At 64.0% G+C, this 24,698-nt stretch carries 27 protein-coding genes; 11 read left to right on the plus strand and 16 right to left on the minus strand.

From position 1 onward, the window contains the following. Positions 1–137: 137 nt before the first annotated feature. The 4 genes from Q4C89_RS00005 to Q4C89_RS00020 all read right to left on the minus strand — a co-directional run bounded on the left by Q4C89_RS00005 (position 138) and on the right by Q4C89_RS00020 (position 3,010). Complete coding sequence (locus Q4C89_RS00005) at positions 138–452, minus strand: hypothetical protein (protein WP_303100557.1); 315 nt, start codon at positions 450–452, stop codon at positions 138–140. A 116-nt stretch (positions 453–568) separates the two neighbouring features. Then, on the minus strand, positions 569–2,134 hold the full coding sequence (locus tag Q4C89_RS00010) for a DAK2 domain-containing protein (RefSeq protein ID WP_303100660.1): 1,566 nt from the start codon (positions 2,132–2,134) through the stop codon (positions 569–571). A 37-nt stretch (positions 2,135–2,171) separates the two neighbouring features. Then, a complete protein-coding gene (locus tag Q4C89_RS00015; RefSeq protein WP_303100558.1) occupies positions 2,172–2,504 on the minus strand; it encodes an Asp23/Gls24 family envelope stress response protein in 333 nt (110 codons plus the stop codon). A gap of 56 nt (positions 2,505–2,560) precedes the next feature. After that, positions 2,561–3,010, minus strand: coding sequence for a DUF2262 domain-containing protein (locus tag Q4C89_RS00020; RefSeq protein ID WP_303100559.1), 450 nt, complete (start codon positions 3,008–3,010; stop codon positions 2,561–2,563). A gap of 43 nt (positions 3,011–3,053) precedes the next feature. Between Q4C89_RS00020 and Q4C89_RS00025 the strand changes: the two genes are divergently transcribed. From Q4C89_RS00025 to Q4C89_RS00040, 4 genes are all read left to right on the plus strand, one after another. Then, a complete protein-coding gene (locus Q4C89_RS00025) occupies positions 3,054–3,839 on the plus strand; it encodes a hypothetical protein (RefSeq protein ID WP_303100560.1) in 786 nt (261 codons plus the stop codon). 122 nt (positions 3,840–3,961) lie between these two features. Beyond that, positions 3,962–5,230 (plus strand): flavodoxin-dependent (E)-4-hydroxy-3-methylbut-2-enyl-diphosphate synthase, encoded by a 1,269-nt coding sequence (ispG, locus tag Q4C89_RS00030; RefSeq protein WP_303100561.1) that lies wholly within the window; start codon positions 3,962–3,964, stop codon positions 5,228–5,230. A 580-nt stretch (positions 5,231–5,810) separates the two neighbouring features. Further along, complete coding sequence (locus tag Q4C89_RS00035) at positions 5,811–6,212, plus strand: DUF4259 domain-containing protein (RefSeq protein WP_303100562.1); 402 nt, start codon at positions 5,811–5,813, stop codon at positions 6,210–6,212. A gap of 105 nt (positions 6,213–6,317) precedes the next feature. Then, positions 6,318–7,178 (plus strand): DUF4384 domain-containing protein, encoded by an 861-nt coding sequence (locus Q4C89_RS00040; protein ID WP_303100563.1) that lies wholly within the window; start codon positions 6,318–6,320, stop codon positions 7,176–7,178. 68 nt (positions 7,179–7,246) lie between these two features. Here Q4C89_RS00040 and tsaD read toward each other — a convergent pair whose 3' ends face one another. Genes tsaD through ligA form a run of 5 tightly spaced genes read right to left on the minus strand, consistent with a single transcriptional unit; the run spans position 7,247 to position 11,703 of the window. Next, positions 7,247–8,239 carry a tRNA (adenosine(37)-N6)-threonylcarbamoyltransferase complex transferase subunit TsaD gene (gene tsaD / locus Q4C89_RS00045; protein WP_303100564.1) on the minus strand — a complete coding sequence of 331 codons (993 nt, stop codon included), beginning with the start codon at positions 8,237–8,239 and terminating at the stop codon, positions 7,247–7,249. A gap of 9 nt (positions 8,240–8,248) precedes the next feature. Next, positions 8,249–8,707, minus strand: coding sequence for a divergent PAP2 family protein (locus Q4C89_RS00050; RefSeq protein ID WP_303100565.1), 459 nt, complete (start codon positions 8,705–8,707; stop codon positions 8,249–8,251). Positions 8,708–8,734: 27 nt separating this feature from the next. After that, on the minus strand, positions 8,735–9,214 hold the full coding sequence (gene nusB / locus Q4C89_RS00055; RefSeq protein ID WP_303100566.1) for a transcription antitermination factor NusB: 480 nt from the start codon (positions 9,212–9,214) through the stop codon (positions 8,735–8,737). Then, positions 9,211–9,558: an Asp23/Gls24 family envelope stress response protein gene (locus Q4C89_RS00060; RefSeq protein WP_303100567.1), complete on the minus strand. Its 348-nt coding sequence runs from the start codon at positions 9,556–9,558 to the stop codon at positions 9,211–9,213. Before Q4C89_RS00060 ends, nusB begins: the two co-directional genes overlap by 4 nt. 60 nt (positions 9,559–9,618) lie before the next feature. After that, positions 9,619–11,703, minus strand: a complete 2,085-nt coding sequence (gene ligA / locus Q4C89_RS00065; RefSeq protein WP_303100568.1) for an NAD-dependent DNA ligase LigA — start codon at positions 11,701–11,703, stop codon at positions 9,619–9,621. Between the two features lie 189 nt (positions 11,704–11,892). On the opposite strand from ligA, the gene Q4C89_RS00070 reads away from it, so the two are divergent. After that, the gene (locus Q4C89_RS00070; protein ID WP_303100569.1) at positions 11,893–12,999 is read left to right on the plus strand and encodes a BMP family protein; all 1,107 of its coding nucleotides are present in this window, start codon (positions 11,893–11,895) and stop codon (positions 12,997–12,999) included. Positions 13,000–13,120: 121 nt separating this feature from the next. Here Q4C89_RS00070 and glmM read toward each other — a convergent pair whose 3' ends face one another. Beyond that, positions 13,121–14,455 carry a phosphoglucosamine mutase gene (gene glmM, locus Q4C89_RS00075; protein ID WP_303100570.1) on the minus strand — a complete coding sequence of 445 codons (1,335 nt, stop codon included), beginning with the start codon at positions 14,453–14,455 and terminating at the stop codon, positions 13,121–13,123. Positions 14,456–14,580: 125 nt separating this feature from the next. Between glmM and Q4C89_RS00080 the strand changes: the two genes are divergently transcribed. Together Q4C89_RS00080 and Q4C89_RS00085 are read left to right on the plus strand one after the other, a co-directional pair. Beyond that, positions 14,581–14,862 carry a hypothetical protein gene (locus tag Q4C89_RS00080; protein WP_303100571.1) on the plus strand — a complete coding sequence of 94 codons (282 nt, stop codon included), beginning with the start codon at positions 14,581–14,583 and terminating at the stop codon, positions 14,860–14,862. Next, entirely contained in the window at positions 14,859–15,851 is a 993-nt protein-coding gene (locus Q4C89_RS00085; RefSeq protein ID WP_303100572.1) for a phosphotransferase family protein, read from the plus strand. The genes Q4C89_RS00080 and Q4C89_RS00085 overlap by 4 nt, the downstream gene beginning before the upstream one ends. On the opposite strand, the gene Q4C89_RS00090 is transcribed toward Q4C89_RS00085, so the two are convergent. The 4 genes from Q4C89_RS00090 to Q4C89_RS00105 all read right to left on the minus strand — a co-directional run bounded on the left by Q4C89_RS00090 (position 15,844) and on the right by Q4C89_RS00105 (position 18,617). After that, positions 15,844–16,929: a crosslink repair DNA glycosylase YcaQ family protein gene (locus tag Q4C89_RS00090; protein WP_303100573.1), complete on the minus strand. Its 1,086-nt coding sequence runs from the start codon at positions 16,927–16,929 to the stop codon at positions 15,844–15,846. The two genes, Q4C89_RS00085 and Q4C89_RS00090, sit on opposite strands and share 8 nt — an antisense overlap. Next, positions 16,922–17,479: an AAA family ATPase gene (locus tag Q4C89_RS00095; protein ID WP_303100574.1), complete on the minus strand. Its 558-nt coding sequence runs from the start codon at positions 17,477–17,479 to the stop codon at positions 16,922–16,924. The genes Q4C89_RS00090 and Q4C89_RS00095 overlap by 8 nt, the downstream gene beginning before the upstream one ends. Positions 17,480–17,497: 18 nt before the next feature. Further along, the gene (locus Q4C89_RS00100) at positions 17,498–18,142 is read right to left on the minus strand and encodes a DNA-3-methyladenine glycosylase (RefSeq protein ID WP_303100661.1); all 645 of its coding nucleotides are present in this window, start codon (positions 18,140–18,142) and stop codon (positions 17,498–17,500) included. A gap of 64 nt (positions 18,143–18,206) precedes the next feature. Then, positions 18,207–18,617 (minus strand): 2Fe-2S iron-sulfur cluster-binding protein, encoded by a 411-nt coding sequence (locus tag Q4C89_RS00105; protein ID WP_303100662.1) that lies wholly within the window; start codon positions 18,615–18,617, stop codon positions 18,207–18,209. Between the two features lie 43 nt (positions 18,618–18,660). On the opposite strand from Q4C89_RS00105, the gene Q4C89_RS00110 reads away from it, so the two are divergent. The 4 genes from Q4C89_RS00110 (at position 18,661) to Q4C89_RS00125 (ending at position 21,655) form a co-directional block, all read left to right on the plus strand. Beyond that, positions 18,661–19,641 carry an MBL fold metallo-hydrolase gene (locus Q4C89_RS00110; RefSeq protein WP_303100575.1) on the plus strand — a complete coding sequence of 327 codons (981 nt, stop codon included), beginning with the start codon at positions 18,661–18,663 and terminating at the stop codon, positions 19,639–19,641. Positions 19,642–19,658: 17 nt separating this feature from the next. Next, positions 19,659–20,129: a hypothetical protein gene (locus tag Q4C89_RS00115; protein WP_303100576.1), complete on the plus strand. Its 471-nt coding sequence runs from the start codon at positions 19,659–19,661 to the stop codon at positions 20,127–20,129. 75 nt (positions 20,130–20,204) lie between these two features. Then, positions 20,205–20,555, plus strand: a complete 351-nt coding sequence (locus Q4C89_RS00120; protein ID WP_303100577.1) for a PadR family transcriptional regulator — start codon at positions 20,205–20,207, stop codon at positions 20,553–20,555. Next, positions 20,552–21,655 (plus strand): permease prefix domain 1-containing protein, encoded by a 1,104-nt coding sequence (locus Q4C89_RS00125; RefSeq protein ID WP_303100578.1) that lies wholly within the window; start codon positions 20,552–20,554, stop codon positions 21,653–21,655. Before Q4C89_RS00120 ends, Q4C89_RS00125 begins: the two co-directional genes overlap by 4 nt. Before the next feature lie 61 nt (positions 21,656–21,716). Here the strand turns inward: Q4C89_RS00125 and thrS are convergent, their stop codons facing one another. Continuing rightward, a complete protein-coding gene (thrS, locus tag Q4C89_RS00130) occupies positions 21,717–23,666 on the minus strand; it encodes a threonine--tRNA ligase (protein ID WP_303100579.1) in 1,950 nt (649 codons plus the stop codon). Between the two features lie 235 nt (positions 23,667–23,901). Further along, positions 23,902–24,663, minus strand: coding sequence for a class I SAM-dependent methyltransferase (locus Q4C89_RS00135; protein ID WP_303100580.1), 762 nt, complete (start codon positions 24,661–24,663; stop codon positions 23,902–23,904). Between the last annotated feature and the right edge of the window lie 35 nt (positions 24,664–24,698).

Raw genomic sequence — 24,698 nt, forward strand, 5'->3', positions numbered from 1 at the left:
ACCGCGACACGCTGGAGCAAGACCGCGTGAAAATTAGCGAGCTGGCAGGCTGGATAACCGAGAAGCTGAAGTAAGCTCTAAAGCTCTAGCGCCAGAATACGCCGTCCTAGTGCGTGTTCTGGCGCTTCTTTGCCTGGTCAATCTTCAAGGAGTTCGGGCGGAAACGGGGCTACTTCCCATTCCGTCCCACCTATACGCAAGGAGATGCAATCACCTGCGGCGAGTGTACCGAGCAAGTTCACTTCCATGTTGAGATGTTGACTGTCCCCTCTATGTAGGTTCCACTCAAACCCCAGCTCAAGCCACTGCTCCATCGGAGAAAAGCGGTAGTCCACGACACTGTCAGGGGAAACGGGCGAAAGGTACAGCCCTAGGCCTTCCAAACTCAGGGTGAACGTCTGGTTCAACTGGTAAGTCCAGTGCTCTTCTGCAAGACGCTGCCACTCACTCATGCTCAACCTCCCATGAACTGGCCCGCGAAAAAGCGCCGAGAAGCTACAGACCATCCTCAAGAGCGGGGGCCAGCGCCTAAGCATCTGGCCCCCGCTCTGCCCTCAATTCTCCGCCGTTATTCCAGCGTCACCAGATAATCGTACAGGTCAGGGCCGCCCGCGTGGGCTTCGACCTCTACGTCGGGGAATTGGGCGCTGATGCGTTCGCCCAGGGCTTCCAGGTCTTCGGGGGTCTTGGTCGGCCCGCCGAAAATGGTCAGGATCTCCTGCCCAGCATAGGCGCGGCCCAGCATCTCCAGCACGCTGTCCTCGGGGGTGCCGCCCGCCTGCATCAGTTCGTCGTCTTGCAGGCCAATTACGTCCCCTTCGGCAATGGCGAGGGTGCGCCCGTCCTTCGTGGTGATGTTGGTGGTGCGGCTCGCCCGCGTGATTTCAAAGGTGGTGACAGCTTGCGCCCCCTCGGTCATCGCGTCCTTGAGTTCGTCGGCGTCGGCGTCAGGGGCGAAAGCCAGCGCCGCGCCCAACCCTTGACCCAGCGTGCGGGTGGGAATCACGACGGCGCGGCCTTCCATCAGTTCCATCGCCTTTTCTGCCGCCATCAGCACGTTTTTGTTGTTGGGCAGGATGATGACTTTTTCGGCGCTGACCGAGCGAACGGCGTCCACGATGTCCTGCACGCTGGGGTTTGCGGTTTGCCCACCCGAGACGATGCGGGCACCCAGGGCGCGGAACTGCTTGACCAGCCCGTAGCCGTTGGCAACCGCGACCAGGCCGGATGAGGGGATTTCGTCCTCGGCCTTTGCTGCCGCGCCTGCCATGCCCAGGATTTCGGTATGCTGCTCGGACATATCCTCGACCTTAGTCTTGAGCATCTTGCCGTAGCGCCCCACGGTAGAGAGCAGTTCGTCGGGCTGGTTGGTGTGGATGTGGCCCTTGACGTAACCCTCCGCGCCCACGACCAGCAGCGAATCCCCGAACGGGCTGACCAGTTCGCGGATTTCTTCAATCGGCTTGGTCGCCTCGCTCATCAAAAACTCGGTGCAAAAACCGAATTCTTCGTTCTCGAACTGCTGCTGGGCGTACTGGGTCACTTCGGGCACCGAGGGCAGCGCGTCGCCCCGCAGCGCCGCCAGCATTCCCTGCACGACATACAGGTAGCCCTGACCGCCCGAGTCAATGACGCCCGCCTGCTTGAGCGCGGGCAGCATATCGGGGGTCTGGTCGAGCAGTTTCTGGCCTTCAAAGAGGGCGTTTTCCAGCACGGCTTCCACGTTGTCGGCTTTCTTCGCCGCACCGTCCGCCACGCCCCGCGCCACGGTCAGGATGGTGCCTTCCACAGGCTTCATCACTGCGCCGTAGCCGCTTTTCTGGGCGGCCTTGAACGCTTTGCCGAGCCTCGCCGCGTCCACTTCGCCGCCGTCGCGCACTGCTTCGGCAAAGCCCTTGAGCAGTTGCGAGAGAATCACGCCGCTGTTGCCACGTGCGCCGAGGAGCGCCCCGTAGCTGATGGCGCGGGCCACAGCGGGCATAGAGCGGTCGTCGGCGGTGTCCAGTTCGCGCCGCACCGACTGCATGGTGAGGTGCATGTTGGTGCCCGTGTCGCCGTCGGGGACGGGGTAAACGTTGAGCGCGTTGACCTGTTCGCGGTACACGCCCAGCCAGTCGGTGGCGGTGCGGAACATGCGGGCGAGGTCGGCGGGTTTGAGGGTCTTGACGGGGTTAGACACGCTGAACCCCCACGGCATGAACCCGCACGGCGGCGAGGTCAATGCCCGCCTGCGCCTTGACCACGTGCGTCACCGTTTCCACGATGTTGCGGGCCACGTTGGGAATATTGACCGAGTACGCCGCCACGATGTAGAGGTCGGCGGCGAACTTGCCCCCCTCCTTGCTAATCAGCACGCCATCGGAGGCGTTGGCGCGGCCCAGCACGCGGGACAGGCCCTCTTTGAGGTTGGCGGGAGCCATGCCCACCACGCCAGGAATTTCATGGGCGGTCAGCCCGATGAGGGAGGCGAGTGCCGCCTCGGTAATTTGGATGCTTCCACTCACAATACAGACGAGTATAGGGTGCGCGTGCTGCTCGAAACCCTTTTGCCCCCGCTGTCTTAACCCGCGATGCTGGTGTTCCCCAGCGTGCCGTCCTCGTTCATCACGGCGATGATGACATGCCCGGCAAACACGTCTCCGTCGTTGTAAAACAGTTCGGCGTCCCCGTCTTCATAGATGGAGAAGCTTTCGAGCGTCACCCGCTCCAGCAATTGCGGCGCGGTTAGGGGCATTTCGCCGTCGTCCTCCTGCCACTCCTGCGCCAGCGGCAGCATCCGCTCGGCCATCTGCCGACGGAGGGCGGGTTCGTCCCTTTCCAACCGCAAGAAGGCCATGCGGTAGCGTTCCAGGGTCGCCGCGTCTTCGGGCAGCCCACGCTCACTCTCGGCAAAGGTATGGGCACTGAGCGAAAACGGCACGCCCAGCACCGCCGAAGCGCCGTCCCAGCGGCTCAGGCGGTCGTCGTAAGTCAGTTGGCCCAGCACCCCGTCCCGAAAAGTAGACACCATGACCCGCATGGTAGAGGCTGCGCCCGCCCCTATCCTGAGGGGCATGGGCAGACGCGAACGCTTTTCGCAGTACCAGTGGGCCACGTGGCCGGATGAGGGGTTGGTCGAGGCTGCCGCTCATCTCTATATGCCCGCTGTCACGCGGGTAGAGCAGCGGTTAAACAGTCTGACGGCGCTGGTCATTGAGTTTGATGGCGAGTATTTTGCCGATGTCGCGCAGGTCAAGGCCAAGTATGAGGCTTATGGTCACGGGGTCAGCGGGCCAAGGCGGGCGCTGCGGCTGACCTGGGAAAACCGCTGGGAGGAACGGGACGGCGGACTGAATGGGGGCGGGGTGACGGTGTTTCATTCCGAGCGCATCTTTTTCCTGCAAACCTACGAGGAGTTTTACGCGGGGCCGTTTGGCACCTTTCACCCGCTTGAGCAGGGCATAAAGTCCAGTGGGCTTTACGAAGTGGTCAACGACCCCGACCCCTGGATTCTGGAAATTCTGCGCGAGAACAACAACACTGATACCTTCCCACCCTACGCACCGAAAGTGCTGGAATATGACCGCGAGACCGATACATTTAGCGGCGGTGGGCGTTTTGCCTCAGCAGAAACGGTCAGCAGCCGCGACTATTTCTGGACGGGTGAAACCGAGCCGACGCCAGAGCAAAGGGCCGAATTTGACGCCGCTGTAAAACGCAATCAGGAGGCTCAGGCCGCGCTGGAACGCTCACGCCCGCGCTACCGCCACCTTTTCATTTCCTCCAATTCGGTGATGGTGGAGATTTTGTGCGAAGGGCTGCCGCGCTGGGAGTGGGTGGAGGTTGAAGGTGATAGATGATGGTTCCGCGTCTTGGGCAGAACAGCACCCAGAATGGGGCTTGCCCGCTGCGCTGATGGATGATGGAGAAAAAAGGAGGGACAGACAACGGTAGGCAGGGGGTGAGCGCCTAAACTGTGCCCATGAGCTTTGACGCGCTGCCCGCCCTGCCCCTCCAAGGTGAACCCAGTCAGGCCCGCCGCCGCCCCACCGTGAGCGTAAACGTGGGCGGCGTGATGGTCGGCTCGGCGCACCCCATCGTGGTGCAGAGCATGACCAACACCGACACCGCCAACGCGGAGGCCACCGCCATGCAGGTCGCACAATTGGCCCGCGCTGGCTCGGAATTGGTGCGCGTGACCGTGAACACCAAAGAGGCGGCGGCGGCGCTTCCCGAAATTGTGCAAAGGCTGGCGGATATTGGCGTAAACGTGCCCATCGTGGGCGACTTTCATTACAACGGCCACATTCTGCTGCGCGAGTACCCCGAAACGGCCCGCCTACTCGCCAAATACCGCATTAACCCAGGTAACGTGGGCGCGGGCGCGAGGCACGACGAAAACTTTGCCACCATGATTGAGGTCGCCAAAGACTTTGATAAACCCGTTCGCATCGGCGTGAACTGGGGCAGCCTTGACCAGAGTGTTTTGGCCCGCCTGATGGACGAAAACGCGGCGGCAGGTCATCCCAAATCGCCCACCGATGTCACCATTGACGCGATGGTGGTTTCGGCGCTGGAATCGGCACGGATGGCGGAGGAACTCGGCCTTGCGCACGACAAAATCCTGATTTCGGTCAAGGTCTCCAGCGCCCCCGAACTGTGGCAGGTCTACCGCCAACTCGCGCCGCTGTGTGACTACCCGTTGCACCTCGGCCTCACCGAAGCGGGCATGGGCATGAAAGGCATGGTGGCGAGTAGTGTGGCCCTTGCGCCGCTGCTGGTAGACGGCATTGGCGACACCATCCGCGTCTCGCTTACGCCTGAGCCTGGGGCCTCGCGCAAACTGGAAGTAGAGGTGGCTCAGCAGATTTTGCAAAGCCTGGGCCTGCGCCAGTTTTTGCCGCAAGTGACCAGTTGCCCAGGCTGCGGGCGCACCACCTCCAGCTTTTTTCAGACGTTGGCGCAGAAGATTCAGGACTATATCCGCGAGCAGATGCCCGAATGGAAGGGCAAATATGCGGGCGTGGAGGACATGCAGGTCGCCGTGATGGGCTGCATCGTCAACGGCCCCGGCGAGAGCAAGCACGCCAACATCGGCATCAGCCTACCTGGAACGGGCGAAGACCCCCGCGCCCCCGTGTATCAGGACGGCAAATTGCTGACCACGCTGAAGGGGCCGCGCATTGCCGAGGAGTTTCAGGAGTTGCTGGAAAAGTATGTCGAAGAGCGGTATGGGCGGGGCGTGAGCTAAGGCCCTTTTCAGGGTGAAGGTGCCCCATTCACCTCGAAAATCTTTCCCTCAAAGGGCTGGGGAAAGAAGCGGCGTACACAGTGTCGTTAGACCCACTTCATTTGTCACCCGACTCTGCCCTTTCCTTCCAAAGTCGTTTCGCTTTTTGAAAGGTGCGGTAGTTCCTGACCAGAATCATGACGCTGACTGCACTCATGGCTACAAAGACTGTGTCAGGCGCGGGTGCAAAGCGCCGGATCAGAAAAGTCAGGAGGTAAAACAGAGCCAGTGTCACTACGGTAACCACGCCTAGCCCGTGCTGAGCGAATAAGCGGCTGAGGACAGGATTTTCCTCTTCACTTAGGTGTGGGTACTTTTTGAGGGCCAAGCAAGTCGTGACGATGTCAGTGGTGTACAAAGCATTAGATAGGAGCCATAAAAAAGTAAGACTGTCCATAGTTCAACCCCTCTCCGAAAATGCTGATATTCGTTTCCTCAACATTTGTTTTGACCCCATTTGTTTTACTGTATCCGACGAGTTGATTACTCTCCGCACGCAAGCTGCCGCTTCATCGGAGGAAGGGGGCGCTACCCTATCCCTATGAACCTCTGGGGAACTGGCCCTTTTGACAACGACGCCGCCAAAGCCTTCGCAGACGAGGTTTTGCAAGACGGCGACTACGCCCTGGACGAAGCCTTCGACGTGGTGCTGGACGCCGACATGGATTATGTGGAGGCTGAAGAGGGGTTTCGCGTGGTGGCAGCGGCTGAAATCCTGGCGGCGGTGCTGACGGACGACACCTCACGCCTGGTGGACGCCGGGCTGCGCGGCTGGGTGCAAAACGCCGATGCCAATGCTTTGGCCGCGCTGAAAACCTCGGCCCGTAACGCCCTGAAACGGGTGCTGAGTGACCAGAGCGAACTGGGCGCCCTCTGGGAAGAAAGCAGCGATGCCGAGGCGTGGCGCTCGGAAGTGGAGCGGCTGCGGGCGGCTCTGGACTGACGCCGCTTGCCGCCGAAGGGGGGTGAATGTGCCATGAGAACTTTCCTCAGAGGCTTGAGACGCTGCATCAGGCTCACGTCACGCACCCGCCGCACACTGACAGCCATGAAAAAGCTCCTGACCCTCACCGCCCTGACCGCCACCCTCGCCGCCACCGCTTCTGCTGCTCCGGTCATCAGCGCCCAGAGCATCATCGTCAACCCCGTGCAGAACAACGTGAACGTGCGCGTCTGGACCAACAAGGACAGCACCGGCACCCGCACCCCCAACTACGTGCCCGGCGAGCGCATCCAGATCTACACCAGCGTGGACCAAGACGCCTACGTCTACCTGTTTAACGTGGACCCCAACGGTCAGGTGGACATGATTCTGCCCAACCGCTACGCCGGCGGCCAGAACTTCGTGAAGGCCAACACCACCAAGGTCTTCCCCCCCGCAGGCGCAGGCTTTACCTTCGACATCGCCGCGCCCTACGGCCTGAACAAGGTGCTCGCCCTCGCCAGCCGCACCCCTCTGAACATCGACCAGATCGCCCAGTTCAAGAGCCAGCAGAGCGGCTTCGCCACCACCACCGTGCAGGGCCAGCAGCAGCTCGCCCAGGCGCTGAGCATCGTGGTCAACCCCGTCGCCCAGCCCATTCCCCAGAACTCCTGGGACTCGGCCACCGCGTTCTACAACGTCGCCCAGGGCAGCGTGGCCCAGCCCGCACCCGTGACCCCCACCCGCCCCGTCTACCCCTGGACCCAGGTACGCGTGTGGCAGAGCTACACTCCCTACACCCAGGGCACGACCGTCACCACCGTCTACCAGACCTACAACACCCAGTTCGCCAACCAGGGCTACCGTCTGGTGAGCCGCCAGCAGCGCGGTGACAGCCTCTACGCCACCTACCGGGGCGACGCGGGCACGGCCCAACTGGTGATCCGTCTGACGGGCGGCCAGTTCCAGATTCAGATCAACCGCTAATCCAAGTCGGAAAAGAGCCAGAGGATCAAACCTCTGGCTCTTTCTTTTTTACGCTCTGCTTTTGCCGCTCACCGGGCCAGCGGCGCATAGGCTTCCGCCCCCACACTCAGCGGCGAAGGCTCGCGCCCGGCACGCAGGGCGGCGGCTCCGGCGAGGGCGATCATCGCGCCGTTGTCGGTGTTGAGCCCCTTGCCGGGAAAAACCACCCGCAGCCCGGTCTGGGCAAAGGCTTCGCGCAGGGCACGGTTGGCGGCCACCCCACCCGAAACCACCACCGTCTGACGGCCCAGGTGTTCGGCGGCCCGCACCGTCGTCTTCACCAGAAAATGCACGGCGGCCCGCTCGAAACTGGCGGCGAGGTCTTCGGGTTTCGCGCCGCCCTTGTGGGCCAGCAGCGCCGCCGTCTTGAGGCCACTGAAGCTGAAGTCGAAGGCCTTCTGGCCCTTGAGCGGTTCCTTGAAGGGCACGGCGTCGGGGTCGCCCCGCGTGGCGGCTTGGCTGATGGCCGGTCCGCCGGGATACCCCAGCCCACACAGCCGCGCCACCTTGTCGAAGGCTTCGCCCGCCGCGTCGTCCATCGTCGCGCCGACCAGTCGGTAGTCACCTTCCGCGACCACATCGAACAGGTGGGTGTGACCACCCGACACCACCAGCGCGAGGTAAGGCGGCTGCAACTCGGCCTCGGACGCGGCGGCGAAAATGTGGCCCTCAAGGTGATGCGCGGCAAAAAACGGCACGCCCAGCGCCTGGGCCACGCCTTTGCCGTACATCAGGCCGACCAGCAGGGCGCCGACCAGACCAGGGCCAGCCGTCGCTGCCACCGCGCCGATGTCGGTCAGCTGCAGCCCCGCTTCGGTCAGTGCGTCGCCGAGAATGTCGTCTATGCGCTCCACATGTTCACGGCTGGCGAGTTCGGGCATTACGCCGCCGTACTGGGCATGAACGGCCTGCGACCACACCCGGTTGGCCCGCACCTCGACCCCGCCGCTGGGCAGCAGCTCCACGATGCCCACGCCCGTGTCGTCGCAGGAAGTGTCGATACCGAGAATGAAACGGGTCATTCGGAGAGTCTAGAGCACCCGGAAACTGAACCAACCCACCAGTACCCCAATCAGCGAACCGATCAGCACTTCGAGGTAGGTGTGGCCCAGCAGCACCTTGAGCGGCTTGGGCGCAAAGCCCTCGCGCACCACCGCCCGCAACTCGTCCACCAGTTCGTTGAGCAGTTTGGCCTGCACCCCGCTGGAGTGGCGCACGCCCGTCGCGTCGTACATCACAATCATGGCGAAGGCGGCAGCGACGGCAAAAACAGGCGTGTTCCAGCCCTCGGTCAGCCCGACCCCGGTGCTCAGGGCCGCCACCATCGCCGAGTGGCTGCTGGGCATCCCGCCCGTTTCCATGAAGGCCGCCGGGTGCCAGCGCCATTCCAGCAGCAAAATTAGCAGCACCTTGAGCAGTTGCGCCGAGGTCGAAGCCACCACCGCCGTCCAGAGCCAGCGGTTACTGAGCAGTTCGGTCAGAACGGTCATGCAGGGCGCACCGGGATAGGCGGAGGCTCAGCCTTCGCTGCCCGCGTCGCCGCGCAGGTTCCGCGACAGTCCCGCCAGCACGCCGTTGACGAAGCGGCCCGAATCGTCGCCGCCGAACTTGCGGGCGATACGCACGGCGCTCTCGATGACAGGCGGATGCGGTTCGGGGGTGTACATCAGCTCGTAGGTGGCGAGGCGCAGCACGTTCAGGTCGGTCTGGGCCATCTGGTCGAACGTCCAGCCGCGAATGGTGCGGTGCAGCACGTCGTCAATCTCGGCGCGCGAGCGTTCCAGGCCGCGCACCAGCTGTTCGGCAAATTCCAACGCGTCGCTGCCCAGTTGCGGGAAGGTGTCGTCGCCCTCGCGCATGGCACCCTCGGCGCGGGTAAACACGGCTTGCAGCGGCATGTCGCCACGGTCAGCCTCGAACAGCACCCGGAACACGAATTCACGGGCGGCGCGGCGGGTGCCGACGGGTTGCTGTGCCCTCTCACGGCGGCGGGTCAAGAGTTCGCCTGACCTTTGGGCAAGCAGATGCCCTGCACGGCGACGTTGACGCTCTTGACCCTGAGTCCGGTCATCAGTTCGATGTTCTCGCAAATCGAGCGCTGGGCCTGCTGCGACAGTTTGACGAGGTGCTGACCGTAGTCGATGTTGACGCCAATGTCCACCGTCACGTCCTGGCCTTCGCGCACGACGCGCAGGGCACGCGGGCGGCGGCTGCCGGGCTGGTTGCGGATGACTTCGCCCATCTTGAGCGGTGCGGGAGCAATTTCAATGCCTTCAATGCCTTCGAGCGTGGTGGATGCAATGTCCAGCAACACGCTTTTGCTGATGTCTACTTCGGTCATGCTCGTGTGCCTCCGGGCGTGGGGTGAATGCCTGCCGCGCCACTTATGAGAACTAGGGTATCAGCCCTCCGACTCCGGGACGCCGCCTTGCGTCACGCCCGGCTGTTCCGAACCTCCCTCCACCAGTCCCTTTTCCGCCAGCAGCGCCGCCAAGCCCGCCTCATCCAGCACGCTCACGCCGAGTTCCTGGGCTTTTTCCAGCTTGCTGCCCGCTTCCTCGCCCGCAATCAGGTAGGAGGTCTTTTTGGTGACGCTCCCCGTGACGCGCCCGCCTGCGGCCTCCAATTCGGCCTTGATTTGGTCGCGGGGACGGCTGAGCGTGCCGGTCAGCACGAAATTCAGGCCCGCCAGATGGTCGGTGCGGGTCACGGCCTCGGCCTGGGGACTTACGCCCGCCGCCCGTAGCTTTTGCAGCATGGTCTGGGTTTTGGGCAGGGCCAGCGCCGAAACGACCTTGCCCGCCAGCACTTTGCCCAGCCCGGGCACGGCCTCAATCTGTTCGGGGGTGGCGGCGATAAAGGCGTCCAGCGTGCCGAACGCTCCCGCCAAAGCCTGCGCGTTGCGGCCCCCCACGCCCGGAATGCCCAGCGCGTTGATAAAGCGCCACAGCGGTTTGGTTTTGCTGTCCTCCAGTTGCTTGAGGATGTTCTGCGCCTTCTTCTCGCCGCCGCGCTCTAAGCCTGCCAGTTGCTCGGCGCTGAGGCTGTAGAGGTCGGCGGGGTCCCCCACCAAACCCGCGTCCAGCAGTTGCAAAATCAGCTTTTCGCCTACGCCCTGAATGTCCAGCGCCCCACGACTCACGAAGTATTCGATGGCGCGGAAATCCTGCGACGGGCACAGCGGATTCACGCAGAAGGTGTTGGCGTCGTCCTCGTGGCGCACGACGCTCTCACCGCAGGCGGGGCAGTGGGTCGGGAAGACGTAGGGGACAGCATCAGCGGGCCGTTTTTCTAGTACCACGCCCATAATCTGCGGAATCACGCCGCCCGACTTGCGTACCCGCACCGTGTCACCAATCCGCAAATCCATATCGCGGATGTAGTCCTCGTTGTGCAGGGTGGCCTTGCTGACGGTGCTGCCTTCAATCAGACGCGGCGAAAGGTGGGCCAGCGGCGCGAGCTTGCCCGTGCGCCCCACGCCGATGCTGATGCTTTCCAGCACAGTTTCCACCTCCTCCACGGGGAATTTGTAGGCAATCGCCCAGCGGGGAGCGCGGGAGGTGAAGCCCGATTCTTCCTGCAATTTGAGGCTGTCGAGCTTGAGCACCGTGCCGTCGGCATCAAATTCAAAGTCGGCGCGGGCGGCGGTCATGCGGGCGTGGTAGTCGGCAGCGGCTTTGAGGCCGTGCAACTGCTCGGAGTAGCGGCTGGTCGGAAAACCGCGTTCACGCAGCCAGTCCAGCACTTCCCACTGGGTCCGGGCGCTCACGCCGTCGCGCTTGCCAAGGCTGTACAGAATCGCCTTGAGGTTGCGGGTGCGGGTCACTTCGGGGTCTTTCTGGCGCAAGGCTCCAGCGGCTCCGTTGCGCGGGTTTTTCAGCAGCGGCTGGCCCAACTCCTCGGCCTGCGCGTTGTAGGCGGCAAAATCGGCACGGGAGAGATAGACTTCGCCGCGCACCTCCAGTTCGCCCGTCAGCCCGTCCAACTTTTGCGGGATTTCGGGAACGGTCAGCACCTGCGCCGTCACCATCTCGCCCACGCGCCCATTGCCCCGCGTGGCGGCCCATTGCAACGCGCCGTCCACGTAGTACAGATTCACGCTGAGGCCGTCAATTTTCAGTTCGCCCGTAAAGGTGAAGTCGTCGTGGTCGGGTGGCAAGTTCAGTGAGCGGGCCAGTTTTTCCTGCCACTCCGCCAGCTCCGCGTCGTCAAATACGTTGTCCAAGCTGGTCATCGGCGTGGGGTGGGTCACGCTCTGGAAAGCCGCCGAGGGTGCGCCGCCGACCGTCTGGGCGGGGCTTTCTTCGGCTACCAACTCGGGATACTGGGCTTCCAGTTCGCGCAATTCGCGCACCAGACGGTCATATTCGTCGTCGGGAATGGTCGGCGCGTCCTGCTCGTAGTAGGCGCGGTTGTGCGAGGCGACCTCGGCCCGCAGCGCGAGGTAACGGGCCTGCCACTCTGAAGCGGAAGCGGGGTCGGTCATACGCTCAGGGTAGCGTATTTAGCTGACAACAGAATCAGCCCTCCCAACACCCCCCATCCCCCCTACCGAGTGGCACGCCAAAGTCAGTCCAGCGTCAGATTTCTTGCGTTGTCCTCACTCGCCGGACTCTATACTTGCGTGTCGGCTAGACAGACCCGAAGTTCCCTTCTCCCTCAACTAGGAGTTGTCATGAAAAAAATCGTTACCCTGGCCCTTGCCCTGACCGCCCTCGGCACTTCCGTCGCCTCTGCCCAGGCCCTCCGTATCGGTATGGCCTACGACGCGGGCGGCAAGGCCGACAAGAGCTTCAACCAGAGCGCCTATGAAGGCAGCCAGCTCGCCGCCAAGAAACTGGGCGTGCAGGTCAAGGACTTCGAGCCCAGCGACCCCAGCCAGATCATTCAGGGCATCCGTTCCTTCGCCAAGGAAGGCTTTGACCTGACCGTGGGCGTGGGCTTTGCCAACAACGCCAGCATCACCCAGGTCGCCAAGGAAAACCCCGACCTGTACTTCGGTCTGGTGGACGACGTGAGCACCGCCAAGAACGTCGCCAGCCTCGTCTTCAACGAGGAGCAGGGCAGCTACCTGGTCGGCTACCTCGCCGCCATGAACAGCAGCACCGGCGTGGTGGGCTTTATCGGCGGCATGAACATTCCGCTGATCCACAAGTTCGAAGCGGGCTACAAGGCGGGCGTGAAGGCCGCCAACCCCAAAGCCGTCATCATCTCGCAGTACGTCGGCAACACCCCCGACGCCTGGAACAACCCCGGTAAGGCCAAGGAAATCGCCGCCAGCATGCGCGGACGCGGCGCGGACATCATCTTCGCCGCTGCGGGCGGCTCCGGCAACGGCCTGATCGACTACATCAAGCAGACCCCCTGCCTCAAGGCCGCGCAACTGCCCAAGGGCGTGACCTTCAAGTCCGACAACTTCAAGAACGTGAAGAAGAGCGCCGCCTACACCAAGGCCTGCGCGGGCAACACCCGTCCCATGTTCTTTATCGGCGTGGACAGCAACCAGAACTACCTGGGCGACTTCGACAAGAACCCCGCCACCATGAACCACGGCCTGACCAGCATGGTCAAGCGGGTGGACAACGCCGTGTACGCCCTGATCAACGATGTCAAGAACGACAGGTTCAAGGGTGGCGAGCGCCGCTTCGGCCTCAAGGACGGCGGCGTCACCTACGCCGTGGACCAGTACAACAAGGGGCTGCTGCCCTCCGCCCAGATCGCCAAGGTCGAAGCTGTGAAGCAGAAGATCATCAAGGGCCAGATCAAGGTGCCCACCAAGTAAAGCGCCTCACTCAAACGCCGCTCCTTCGGGGGCGGTTTTTTCGTGGTGGAGGGTTGAGGGGGAAGGGAAGAAGAAGGCCCGGCCCCATCGCGGAGAACCGGGCCAAGCAGGACCGAACGCTTCAGGCTCCGGCGGCTCCGCGCTCCTCGACCACTTTGGCGACGGCAGCGGCAATTTCATGAATCTCGGTTTCGTCCTGGCCCTCGACCATGACCCGAATCAGGTTCTCGGTGCCGCTGGGCCGCAGGTTGATTCGGCCCTTGCCCGACAGCCTGACCTCGGCCTCGGAGACGGCTTTTTGCACGGTGGCGTCGCTGGCAATGGCCTTCTTGTCCTTCACGCGCACGTTGACCAGGGTTTGCGGAAACATGACCAGGTCGTCGTGCAACTCGTCCAGGGTCGTGCCCAGCTTTTTCATGCTGGCGAGGGTCAGCAGTGCGGTCAGCACGCCGTCCCCAGTAGGCGACACGTCGAGGAACAGCACATGCCCGCTCTGCTCGCCGCCCAGGTTCAGGCCCTTGGAGTGCAGGCGTTCGTGAACATAGCGGTCACCGACAGCCGTGCGTTCCAGCGGAATTCCAGCTTCGCGCAGTTTCACTTCGAGGGCCATGTTGGTCATGATGGTCGCCACCACCGACAGTTCGCCACGGGCGCGGGCGTTGAGCAGCAGCATGTGGTCGCCGTGAATGATGTTGCCGCGCGAGTCCACGAACAGGGCGCGGTCGGCGTCACCGTCAAAGGCAATGCCCAGGTCATAGTCGCCCTGGGCCACGATCAGGCGCAGATGGTCCATGTGGGTCGAGCCGCAGCCCCGGTTAATGTTGCGCCCGTCGGGGTTGGTGTAGACGGCGAACACGTCGGCCCCCGCCGCCTGGAACACCTTGGGGGCCACGCGGTAGGCAGCACCGTTGGCACAGTCGAGCGCGATTTTCAGGCCGCTCAGGTCGGGCGCGTGCGAGCGCAGGAAGGCACTGTAAAGGCGCTCGGCTTCGGCGTAGTTGGTCACGCCGCCCATGTCCACGCCCGTGACGGGGTCGAGGTTCGCCACTTCGTCGATGGCTGCTTCGATTTCCAGTTCGGTCTCGTCGTTGAGCTTCTGCCCGTCGCTGCCGAAGAACTTGATGCCGTTGTCCTCGTAGGGGTTGTGCGAGGCGCTGATGACCACGCCCGCGTCGGCCTGAAGGTGGCGGGTCAGGTAGCTGACACCGGGGGTCGGCAGCACGCCGAGGTGAATGACGTTGACACCCCGGCTGGTCAGGCCCGCCGCCAGGGCCGCTTCGAGCATGTCCCCACTCTGGCGGGTGTCCTTGCCGATGACTACGCTGGCGCGGGGGTTGCGGCGCTTGAAGACCTCGCCCGCCGCCGCGCCGAGTTGCATGACCCACTGCGCCGTGAGGGGATACTGACCGGCCACGGCACGCACGCCGTCTGTTCCGAAATAGTTGCGTTCCGACATAACGCCGCCATGATATGCCGATGAGTGGGATGTGTAGAAAGCTCATCATAAGGCTGACGCTTATCTGACGGGAACATAAAGGCATGTCTCGCAACCCGGAGGGCGTCCAGACCGTACCCTGACTTATGAGCAGCTTTTCTGGCGGTGGATTTTTCGGACGCAGTCATTCCAGCGGACATCGGCGCGGGGGCATGGTGCGCGGCTACGGGCACTCGCATTCCAGCGGGCACCGTAGGGGCGGCTTTTTGGGCGGCAGTCACAGCAGCGGCGGGCGCGGGCGCTACGTGCAAGGCGGACACCTGCGCCCCGTACACAGTCGCGGGCCGCGTGGGTGCCTGGGAGCGTTCCTGGTCGGCGGGGCGCTGGTCGGCAGTGGGCTGGCCGGGCTGGTTTCACTACTGGCGTGAACGGCCCCCGGCGGCTGAGCCACTGGTTGGAGGATTTCCGGGCGGCCCGACGCGGCGACGGCCCGGCCTCTTTTGCCCGCTGGTGGCCGCGTCACCTGCGGGCGGCTTTTCCTGGCCCGCGTCGTCTGACCGAGCAGTGGGCGGGCGACGGGGCGAGTTTTGCTCGGTACGACACGCCGCACGGCCCGCTCTTTCTGAAGTGCCTGAGCGCCGGAGAGCGTGAGGGGCGCTATTTTCGACGCTTCCGGCGCGAAATCGAGTACCTGCGCGACCTCGCGCCGCTGGTGGACGTGCCGCACGCCCCTCTGCTGCATGCCGAACTGGACGCGGCGAGGCGGCGGGCGCACCTGCTGACGCCCGACCTGACCGCCCGAACATGGGGGTGGGGCCGCTTTCAGACCGAGGCCGAGCGGGAAGGCGGTTTGCATGACATTGCCCGTCTGCTGGCGCACTTTCATGCGGCCTGGGCCGGGCATTCGGCGCTGAAGGGCGTGTGGACGTGGCAGCCTGACGCCGTATGTACCGAAGCCGCCGAATTCGCCCATGCCTACGGTGGCCCACATGCCCCGGCTGTGCAGCAGGCCGCCGCGCAACTGCCTGACCTGCTCGCTGCCGCGCCGCACTGGGGACTGGTCCACGGCGACATTCACGCAGGGCAGGTGGTCTGGCCCCGTGACGGCTCTCCCCCGCTGCTGCTGGACTATGGGCAGGTTCACCCCGGTCTGCCCGGCGAAGACCTCGCCCACCTGCTGACCGTGCGGCTGGATGCGGGGGAACGCGCCCGCTACGGCGACGGCGTGCGGGCGGCCTACTGGAACGAAGTGGCCCGGCGCGGCCTTGACCTGACGCCCGCCGAACAGATGGCCCAGGAACGGGCGGGAATCGCCCTCAATCTGCTGGCAACAGCGCGGCAGGCCCAGCGGGAACCGGGGGAAGGGGTCAGCGCAGCGTTGGAGAACGTGGTCCAGGCCTGGCGCGACCTCAGGTGAGGTTCAGGAAGGCCCGGTAGCGCATCAACTCCCGCTCTACGCCCCCAGTCAGCGCCTTCGTCTGCCGCACACCGGGGATGAACTGGCACTCTGCCCTCAACTCTCCCCCCTCTACTTTCAAATTGGCCCAACCCACCGCCTTTTCCCCGCTGAAAATGGGCAGAGCGTAGTAGCCGAATTGCCGCTTCTCGGCAGGCGTGTAGGCTTCCAGCTTGTAGGCCCAGCCGTGCAGATGCTCGAAGCGCCGCCGATCCCATACCAGCGGGTCAAAGGGGCCGACGATGCTCACGCCCTGCGGTGTGGAGACATTTTCCAGCACCCACTCGGCAGGCCAGACGTAGCGGACGCCTTCCACCTCAGCGCTTGCCAGTTCTTCGCGCACGGCAAGTTGAAACGCCGCCCTCAGTTCGCCGTGCAGATGCGGAAAGCTGTAGCGAGACAGGTTGACCAGCCCGCGCAAACTGGCCTCGGGGAGGGGGCCGTAGAGTGCCGCCAGCAGATGCACGGCGCCGCGCAGCCGCTTCGCGTCGGGGAGGGGCCGCTCGCGCAGGGCCGCCAGATGGGGCGCAGGCCCGTAGAGCCGCACGCCCGACACCCGCCGCGTAACCCTGGCCTCGCCCCGGTAGTGCAGGGCGTCCAGGGCGCGGGTCGTGGCGCTGGACTGCCCGCCCCAGGCATTACCGACCCGTCCACGCCCCACCAGCGCGTCGGCTTCGCGGGGGTGCAACTCCTCGCGCTCAAGCAGGAGCGAGCGCACCTCGTCCAGCAGTTCGGGGTGTTCGCGCTCGATACGGGTGACGCCCACCTCACGCGGATGCAGCAGCTTCTGCGTCTCACGCGGGAAAAAGCCGTAGTTGGGCAGCATGTCTTCTTCGGCGTCCAAGGTGGGATACAGTCGCTCCAAGTCGCCCGCCCGATAACCCGCGACACGCTGCATCAGCGTCAAATCCTGCGCTCTGGCGGGGGCACGGATGGGGTCGGCCTGCACGAAACCCAACGCGTTCAGGGCGGTCTGAAGGTCGGGTTGCGGCGCGAGGGTGCGGAAGGCGGCGGCGCGGAGGGTAGAAAGGTCAGGCAACTTGGGCCTCGGCAAAGGTCAGGATGGCCCGCGCCGCTTGCTCGGGCGTCATCTGCGAAGTGTCCAGCGTGAGCATCCCGTCTGGCACGGGCAACACTCCGTTTTTGTCCAGCGTGGCCTGCAAGCGGGTGGGGTCGCTGAGTTTCAGGCGGGCGCGGCGCTCGGGCAGGGGCATGCGCCGCCGCAGTTCCTCGGTGGGACAGGTCAGATACACGGGAACGAACTGGGCGCCCCGCTCCCGCGCCAGGGCCGCGAAACGGTCAATGAATTCGGCCTCACCGGGCAAATCCGCCAGATAGTTGGTGAAAATGTGGCTGACCTCGGCAGGCGCGGCGGCGACGGCTTCCAGCACGATGTCACGCACTCGGCGCGTAAATTCCCAGATTTCAGGCGGGAGCGGCTTGTGACCATCCGCCCCCCACGCCGTAAAAATCGGATCATTGATGAGGTGGTTGTCCATCAGCGCCGCGCCGGTCAGCCGCGAGAGTTCCAGCCCGACCGTGCGTTTGCCACTCCCCGGCGGCCCAATCAGGTAAAAGAGGTGGCCCATGCCCAATTGTAGGAAGCTTTAACCCGCTTCCGCATCGTCCGAATCGCCCAACTCCGTCACCATCTCCATGCTCGGCACTCCGGGCGACACCCAGGGGTTTCCGCGTTCGGCAAAGCGCCAGGGCAGGTTGCGCCCCTCCTTGATGCCCACGCGGGCCGTCACCAGAATTTCGGCGTCGCCGAGCGGCTTCTCGGGGGCCAGCAGGTGCAATTCGGGACTGCTCACGGGGCGGTGGCTGACTTGCATCGGGTCAAGTCCCAGCGCATAGACCAGTTTGGCGGGGCCGTTGGTCAGGTCGCGCTGGCGGGTCACGGGGCGGTAATCCAGCATCTTGGGCACGCCTTCTAGCGGCTCTATGGCCCGAATCAGCACGCTGGCGCTGACCCCTTCTTCGCGGCAAGCGACTTGGAGCAGCGGGTGCCCATGTGCGAACCAGAACAGCCAGTGCCCCGGCGGAATGCTCATTTCCGCGCTGCGGGCAGCATGAAAACGCCCCGCCGTACAAGCGGGGTCACGCGGGCAGTCGTAGGCTTCGGTTTCCACCACGCGCCCGCTCAGGCGCAGGCCATCGGGCGTTACACGCACCAGGGTCGCGCCCAGCAGTTCACGGGCGAGGCGCACGGGGTCGGCATTGAAGTGGGCGGGAAGGAGGGTCAAGGGAATTAGAGTCTAAAGGGCAGAAGGCCGAACCGCTTTCGCTCTCTGCTCTCAGCCATCTGCCCTGCCCTCAGCCCTCCGTACTCGCGCCGGGCCGCACCGTCCACTGCGCTTCGGGCTGAATCTCCTCGCTGATGGCCTTACCGCGTTCCAGGCCGCTGTTTTGCTCGGTCTGCACGGGTTTCAGGGCCATACCCTCAGCGCACTTGATCTGGCAGGAGAGGCGCGCCGTGCCCAGCAGTCCCTTTTCGGTCAGCTTGTCGTGCTCGGCGATGGTCATTTCGTCGGGTTCGCCCGCCGTGAATTCCACGCGGCAGGTGGTGCATTTGGCAACGCCGCCGCAGCGGTGCAGGATATCCACGCCGCCGCGCTCCAGGGCCACGGCCAGGCGCTCGCCGCTGAGGGCCTGAATCTCGCCGTAGCCCTCCACGACGATGGTCACGGGCTGGCTTTCCTGCTGGGCAATCACGGGTTCGGTCATGCGGTCAGCATACGGGATACGGCTATGGAAGATACTCTGGGTCATGACCTCCGCCCCCGCCCTCGTGCCCGTCGTGGGCAGCCTGCACGCCCTGCAAGTCCCGATTCCCTATCCCATGAAGACCGTGACGGTGCTGATCGACGCCCCGGCGCGGGGGCCGCTGACGCTGGTGGACTGCGCCCTCAACACCCCCGAAGCGCGGGCTGCCATCGAGACGGGGCTGGCGCAGGTCGGCGCCCACTGGCAGGACATCGAGCGGCTGCTGATTACCCACCACCACCCCGACCACTACGGGCTGGCGGGCGTGATTGAAGAACGCAGCGGCGCGAGCGTGCAGATGCTGGACGTGGAAATCGGGCGCGGCGAACGCTACTGGCACATGCTGACCGAGTGGCTGCCGGGCCACCGCAAACACATGCGCGACCACGGCCTCCCCGAAGTGTCTCTGGAAGAACTGCGCGCCGAGAACCCCCACGTCCACCCGGCCCGGCAGGTGCAGCCGCTGCGCGAGGGCCAAACGGTGCCGCTGGCCGGGCAGGACTGGACGGTGCTGTGGCTGCCCGGTCACGCCGACGGACACCTGGGGCTGTGGAACGAACACGAAAGCCTGTTGATTGCCGGGGACGCAATTTTGCCGCGCATCAGTCCCAACGTCGGCCTGTACGCCTACACCCGCCCCGACCCGCTGGGCGACTACCTGCAAACGCTGGGCAAACTCGAAGCCCTTCAGCCGCGCCGCGCCGTGGTCGGGCATCACGGGCCGGTCATGGAAGGCGTGCAGGCCCGCGCCCGCGAACTCCGCGCCCACCACCACGAACGCCTCGACTTTATCGGGGCCGAAGCCCGGAGGGAGGCCCGCAGCGCCTACGCCCTGTCCTTTGCCATGTTTCCCCGTGACCTTGACCGTGGGGGCCGCCGCTTTGCGCTGGCGGAAACCCTGGCGCACCTGGAACATCTGCGGCTGCTGGGCCAGCTCTACCGCACCTGGGACGAAGCGGCGGGGGTCTGGGTCTATCACGGCTGACCTCTATACTCGGCCCCATGACGGCTTCTCAGAACGAACTGCGGCGCATCATCACGGCGTTGCAAGGCGGCGGCCTGACCACCGAAGCCATTGAAGACGGGGCGCTGGTGCGCGAGGGAGACACGCGGGTGGCCCTCTTTGCCGAGGCTGACCCGGCGGGCGGCGTGCTGGTTCGGCTCCATCTCGACCTCGACCTGTATGTGGAGGAAGATTCGCTGCCCGACATTCTGATGGGCATCAACCTGATGAACCAGGGTCTCGACTACGGCGCACTCAACCTCGACCCGGTCGAAGTCGAGGACGAGGATGGGCACATCCCCGACGACGCTCCACTCACCTTCGCGGTACTGGGGCGCAGCGTACTGTGGCTGCCCGACCTGAATGACAGCGAACTGGCCCGCCTGCGCGAGCATTTGCGCCGCTTTACCCAGGAAATCACCGAAACCGTCGAGCGTACCCTGCACGGCAGCAAGGGCCTGAGCGCCTAGGCATGGCCCGACTGCACCGCTGCCACTCCAGCGGACAACTTGTCACGACCCCTTACCTTGTGCCACTATGTAGTCATGCAAGGAAGAAGCTCTGACGGCAACCTGTTACGCGGCACGCTGGATTTTTTGCTGCTCGCCAGCCTGGAAGACGGCCCGCTGTACGGCCTGAGGATTATTCAGGACGTGCAGGAGAAGACGAGCGGGCACTTCAGCTTCAAGGAAGGCACCCTCTATCCCGCCCTGCACCGCTTGGAGGGGCGCGGCCTGATCAGTGCCGAGATGCGCCCCAGTGAGGCCGGCGGCCCCCCGCGCAAATACTACGAACTGACCGAAGGCGGAAAAACCGAACTGGCCCGCCAGCGTGAAGTCCAACGCGCCCATGCCCGCGCCCTGGCCCCCTTTCTGAACTTCTGGAGACTGGCATGAACGTCGAAACATTCATCCGCAGCGCCACACGGGGCCTGAGCCGCCGCAAACGGGCCGAAGCCCAGGCCGAGTTGCGTTCGCACCTGCACGAGCGCACCAACCAGTTGATTTTGCTGGGCAAGCCGCTGCCCTCGGCGCAGGCGCAGGCCATGCAGGAACTCGGCGCCCCCAGTGAGATTGCGCGGGGGTTACGGCGCACCGAGCATGTCCACCCATTGCTGAGCGCGGCGGTGCTCACGGCGCTGGCGGGGGTGCTGGTGGGCTTTCCAGCGGTAGACGCGTGGCTGGCTTGGAGAAACGATTCTAATGATGGTCGCAGACACAGCAGTACCGAAGCCGAACTCCGCGCCGAAGGCATGGTTTCGCTTCCAGAAGCGGCCCGACGCCTGCGCGAAAGCGGCGTCAGTCTGAAGTTTTTCGGTCCCTGGGCCAAGCTCGAAGCCGCTGGGCTGCCCACGGTTAAACTGGATATGTCCTGCCAGCAGCCTGTCTACGCCGACCCGGGCATGAACCGTCTTTTGCCTGAAGTGCGTCCGTCCCATCTCTACGTCTCGCCGGAAACGCTGACGGGTTGCCTCGCCAGTGCGGGCTGGCCTCTGGAAGTGACCCCCGACTCCGTGCTGTTTCGGGGCAAAACCCTGCCTTACCTGCCCCAGACGCTTCCGCCAGAGAGCAAAATCAGCCTCAAAGCATGGTACGACCTTTCACAAGGATGGCTTTACGGGCAACAAGTTGAAAAGCTACTCGGGTCTACTTGGTCACTCACCGCACTCAGTTCTGGCAAACCAGTCACTTACCGGGTCGCCGCGCCCGCGAACACCCCAGTCATGCTGCTGGTGCGGGCATCCAAATCCACGGCCTACCCGTCGGCTTTTACCGCCTTCAGGTGGGTCGGGCCTGACCAAACGGTGGTACTTCCGACCGAGCTTATGCGTAACGGCCTCAAGCGGGATTCCATTCAGCCCATCCTGCTGACCGACGACCTGACGAAGTGGCGCAGTGCTCCCGATTTCGTAAACTCCGCCATCCTCGTACCCCTCAGCACCAACACTGCCGACCCCATCCAACTCAAGCCGCTCAAGCTGACGCCTGTCCAGTAATACCACCCAACGAGAAAGCCGCCCCCAACACTCTCGGAGGCGGCCTCTTTCTTTGCCCGGTTTACGAACGGTTCTTCTTGCGCTCCAGCAATTCCGCCAGCAGGTCGTCAAACTTAACACCCTTGCGTTCCTTGGTGCCTCCCTGCGTGCGTTCGCGGACGCTGACTTCGCGGGCCTCGGCTTCCTTGTCGCCCACGATCAGCATCACGGGGATTTTGTGCAGTTCGGCGTCGCGGACTTTGGCCTGCATCCGGTTGCTGGAGTCGTCCACTTCGGCGCGCAGGCCAGCGGCGTGCAACTCGGCGCGGAGCTGCTCGGCGTACTCGTTGTGGCGGTCGGCAATCGGAATCAGCATGATCTGGCGTGGGGCCAGCCACAGCGGGAAATCGCCCGCGTAGTGCTCAATCAGGATGCCCGTGAACCGCTCCAGGCTACCGAACGGAGCGCGGTGAATCACGATGGGGCGGTGGTCTTGCCCATCCTCGCCCACATACGTCAGGTCGAAGCGCTCGGGCAAGTTGGGGTCCACCTGAATGGTGCCGAGTTGCCACTCGCGGCCCAGCACGTCCTTGACCACGAAATCCAGCTTGGGGCCGTAGAAGGCGGCGTCGCCGGGTTCGATGGTGTAAGGCAGGCCCACTTCGGTCACGGCCTCGATAATCTGTCCCTCGGCCATGTCCCAGTAGGCGTCCTCACCCACATACTTGTCGTTGCCCGGTTCGCGCACGCCCACGCGGAAGCGCACGTCGGTCATGCCGAAGGTCTTGAGCACCAGCACCGTCAGGTCGAGCACGCTCAGGAACTCGGACTTGATCTGGTCGGGACGGCAGAAAATGTGGGCGTCGTCCTGGGTAAAGCCACGCACGCGGGTCAGGCCGTTGAGTTCGCCCGACATCTCGTAGCGGTAAACCGTGCCGAATTCGGCGAGGCGCACAGGCAAGTCGCGGTAGCTGCGCGGCTTGCTGGCGTAAATCCGCATGTGGTGGGGGCAGTTCATCGGCTTGAGCATGTACTCTTCGTCGTCCACCTCAATCGGCTTGAACTGCGAGTCCGAGTAGTTCTGGTAGTGCCCGCTGGTGCGGTACAGGTCCAGGTTGCCGATGTTGGGCGTGACCACGGGCGAGTAGCCCAGGCGGAACTGCTGCTCCTTCATGAAGTTGGTCAGTTCCTCGCGCAAAATCGCGCCGTTGGGCAGCCACAGCGGGAGGCCCCGGCCCACCAGCGGGTCAATGGTGAACAGTTCAAGTTCTTTGCCCAGCTTGCGGTGGTCGCGCCGCTTGGCTTCTTCGAGCTTGTGCAGGTACTCGTCCAGCTCTTTCTGGGTGGCGAAGGCCACGCCATATACGCGCTGCAAAATGGGGTTTTTCTCGTTGCCGCGCCAGTACGCGCCGCTGGTGCTCATCAGCTTGAACGCTTGCGGCAGCTTGCCCGTGTTGGGGTAGTGCGGCCCCCGGCACAGGTCGGTGTAATCGCCCTGGGTGTAGAAGGTAATCGGCTCGTCGTCGGGCAGTTCGGTAATCAGTTCGACCTTGTAGGGGTCGTAGGCGAAGTATTCCAGCGCCCCTTGCTTGCCCACGTCCTGACGAACGATGTCCAGCCCGCGCCCGACGATGTCTTTCATGATGACTTCTATCTGGCGCAGATCTTCTTCCTTGAGCGGCTCGGGCAGGTCGAAGTCCTGATAAAAGCCGTTTTCGATGTACGGCCCCACGCCGCGCTTGACGGCTTCTTTGGGGTAGCCCTTGGCGACGTAGTACTCGCCCACCGCCATGCTGAGCGCGTGGCCCAGCGAGTGACGAAACAGCGGCGCGGCGTCGGCGGGATTTTTCTTGGTGATCAGCGTGATGCTCGCGCCGTCGGGCAGGGGCGTCATCAGGTCGGTCAGTTCACCGTTGGCGGTTGCGCCCAGCGCGTCTTGGGCCAGGCGGGGGCCGATGGCTTTGGCGGCGTCCAGGGCCGTCGCGCCTTGGGGCAGTTCGAGTTGTTTACCGTCGGGAAGGGTTACGTGCATAGAAAAACCTCGTTGAAACAGAATTGACCCAGTCTGACCGCGTGCCAAAGGGAGCGCCCGAAAACCGCGTGGGGGTTCTCAGGCGCTCAGAGTTCGCGTGGTCAGACCGTGCATGACATAACTTCGGCAACCCGCCGCGCACCTCACCAGACTGGAGTGACGGGCGGCGGGCTTCATGGGTTTAAGGATAGCGCGGGGCCAGGGTCAGGGTCAAAACAGCCTGTGCCAGCGAAAGTCACTCCCGTTTTGCACTCAGCAAAAGCACGCGTTTGGGAACGCGCCAGCCTTGCGGCCCCAGGCGCCCGGCGACCTCGTCGAGAAAGCGTTGCTCCGCGCCGGGTGGCACCTCCTCGTCAAACAGGCTGCGGAAATAGGGCAGCGCGTCTTCCGGCTGCGGAAAAACCAGGGCCGAGTCCAGCGTGTTGACTTCGACTTCCCCAAACACTTGCTCCACCCGCTCTGGCCCGCCTTTTTCCGTAAACCTCTGCGCGTCGGGGTGCTGTCCGCGAATGCCACTCAGCGCCGCATTGAACGGCACGTACCATTCCTGCATATAGTCGCTGGCATTCGTCACCGCCAGAAAAAGGCCGCCGGGACGCAGCACCCGCCACGCTTCTCGCAGGGCCACATCTATGTCGGGAACGTGATAGAGCATGTGCCGCGCCGTGACGACATCGAAAGAGGCCTCATCAAAGGGGAGAGCCTCGGCGTCCCCCTGCACGAACTCCACGCCCGGCGCCTGCATACGGGCCTGGGTCAACATCCCTTCGGAAAGGTCGAGGCCCACCAGTCGCCCCCGGTGACCTGCCTGCTGAAGCCGAGCCAGAAACACGCCTGGGCCGCAGCCGAGGTCAAGCAGGGCTTCGTTTCCCGTCAGGCCCAGCACACTGTCTACCGCCGCTTCCAGTTCCGGCCCCTGGGAATAGCGGCGGTGGGTTTCGACGCGGGCCTGCAACTTGTCGGGACTACCGTACTGGGCAGCGGCGTGCTGGGTCATGGGTTCAGGCTAACGCAGCGAAGAGGCAACTTTTG

Origin of the sequence: Deinococcus sp. (assembly GCF_030523985.1) — a bacterium.
GTDB lineage: Bacteria > Deinococcota > Deinococci > Deinococcales > Deinococcaceae > Deinococcus.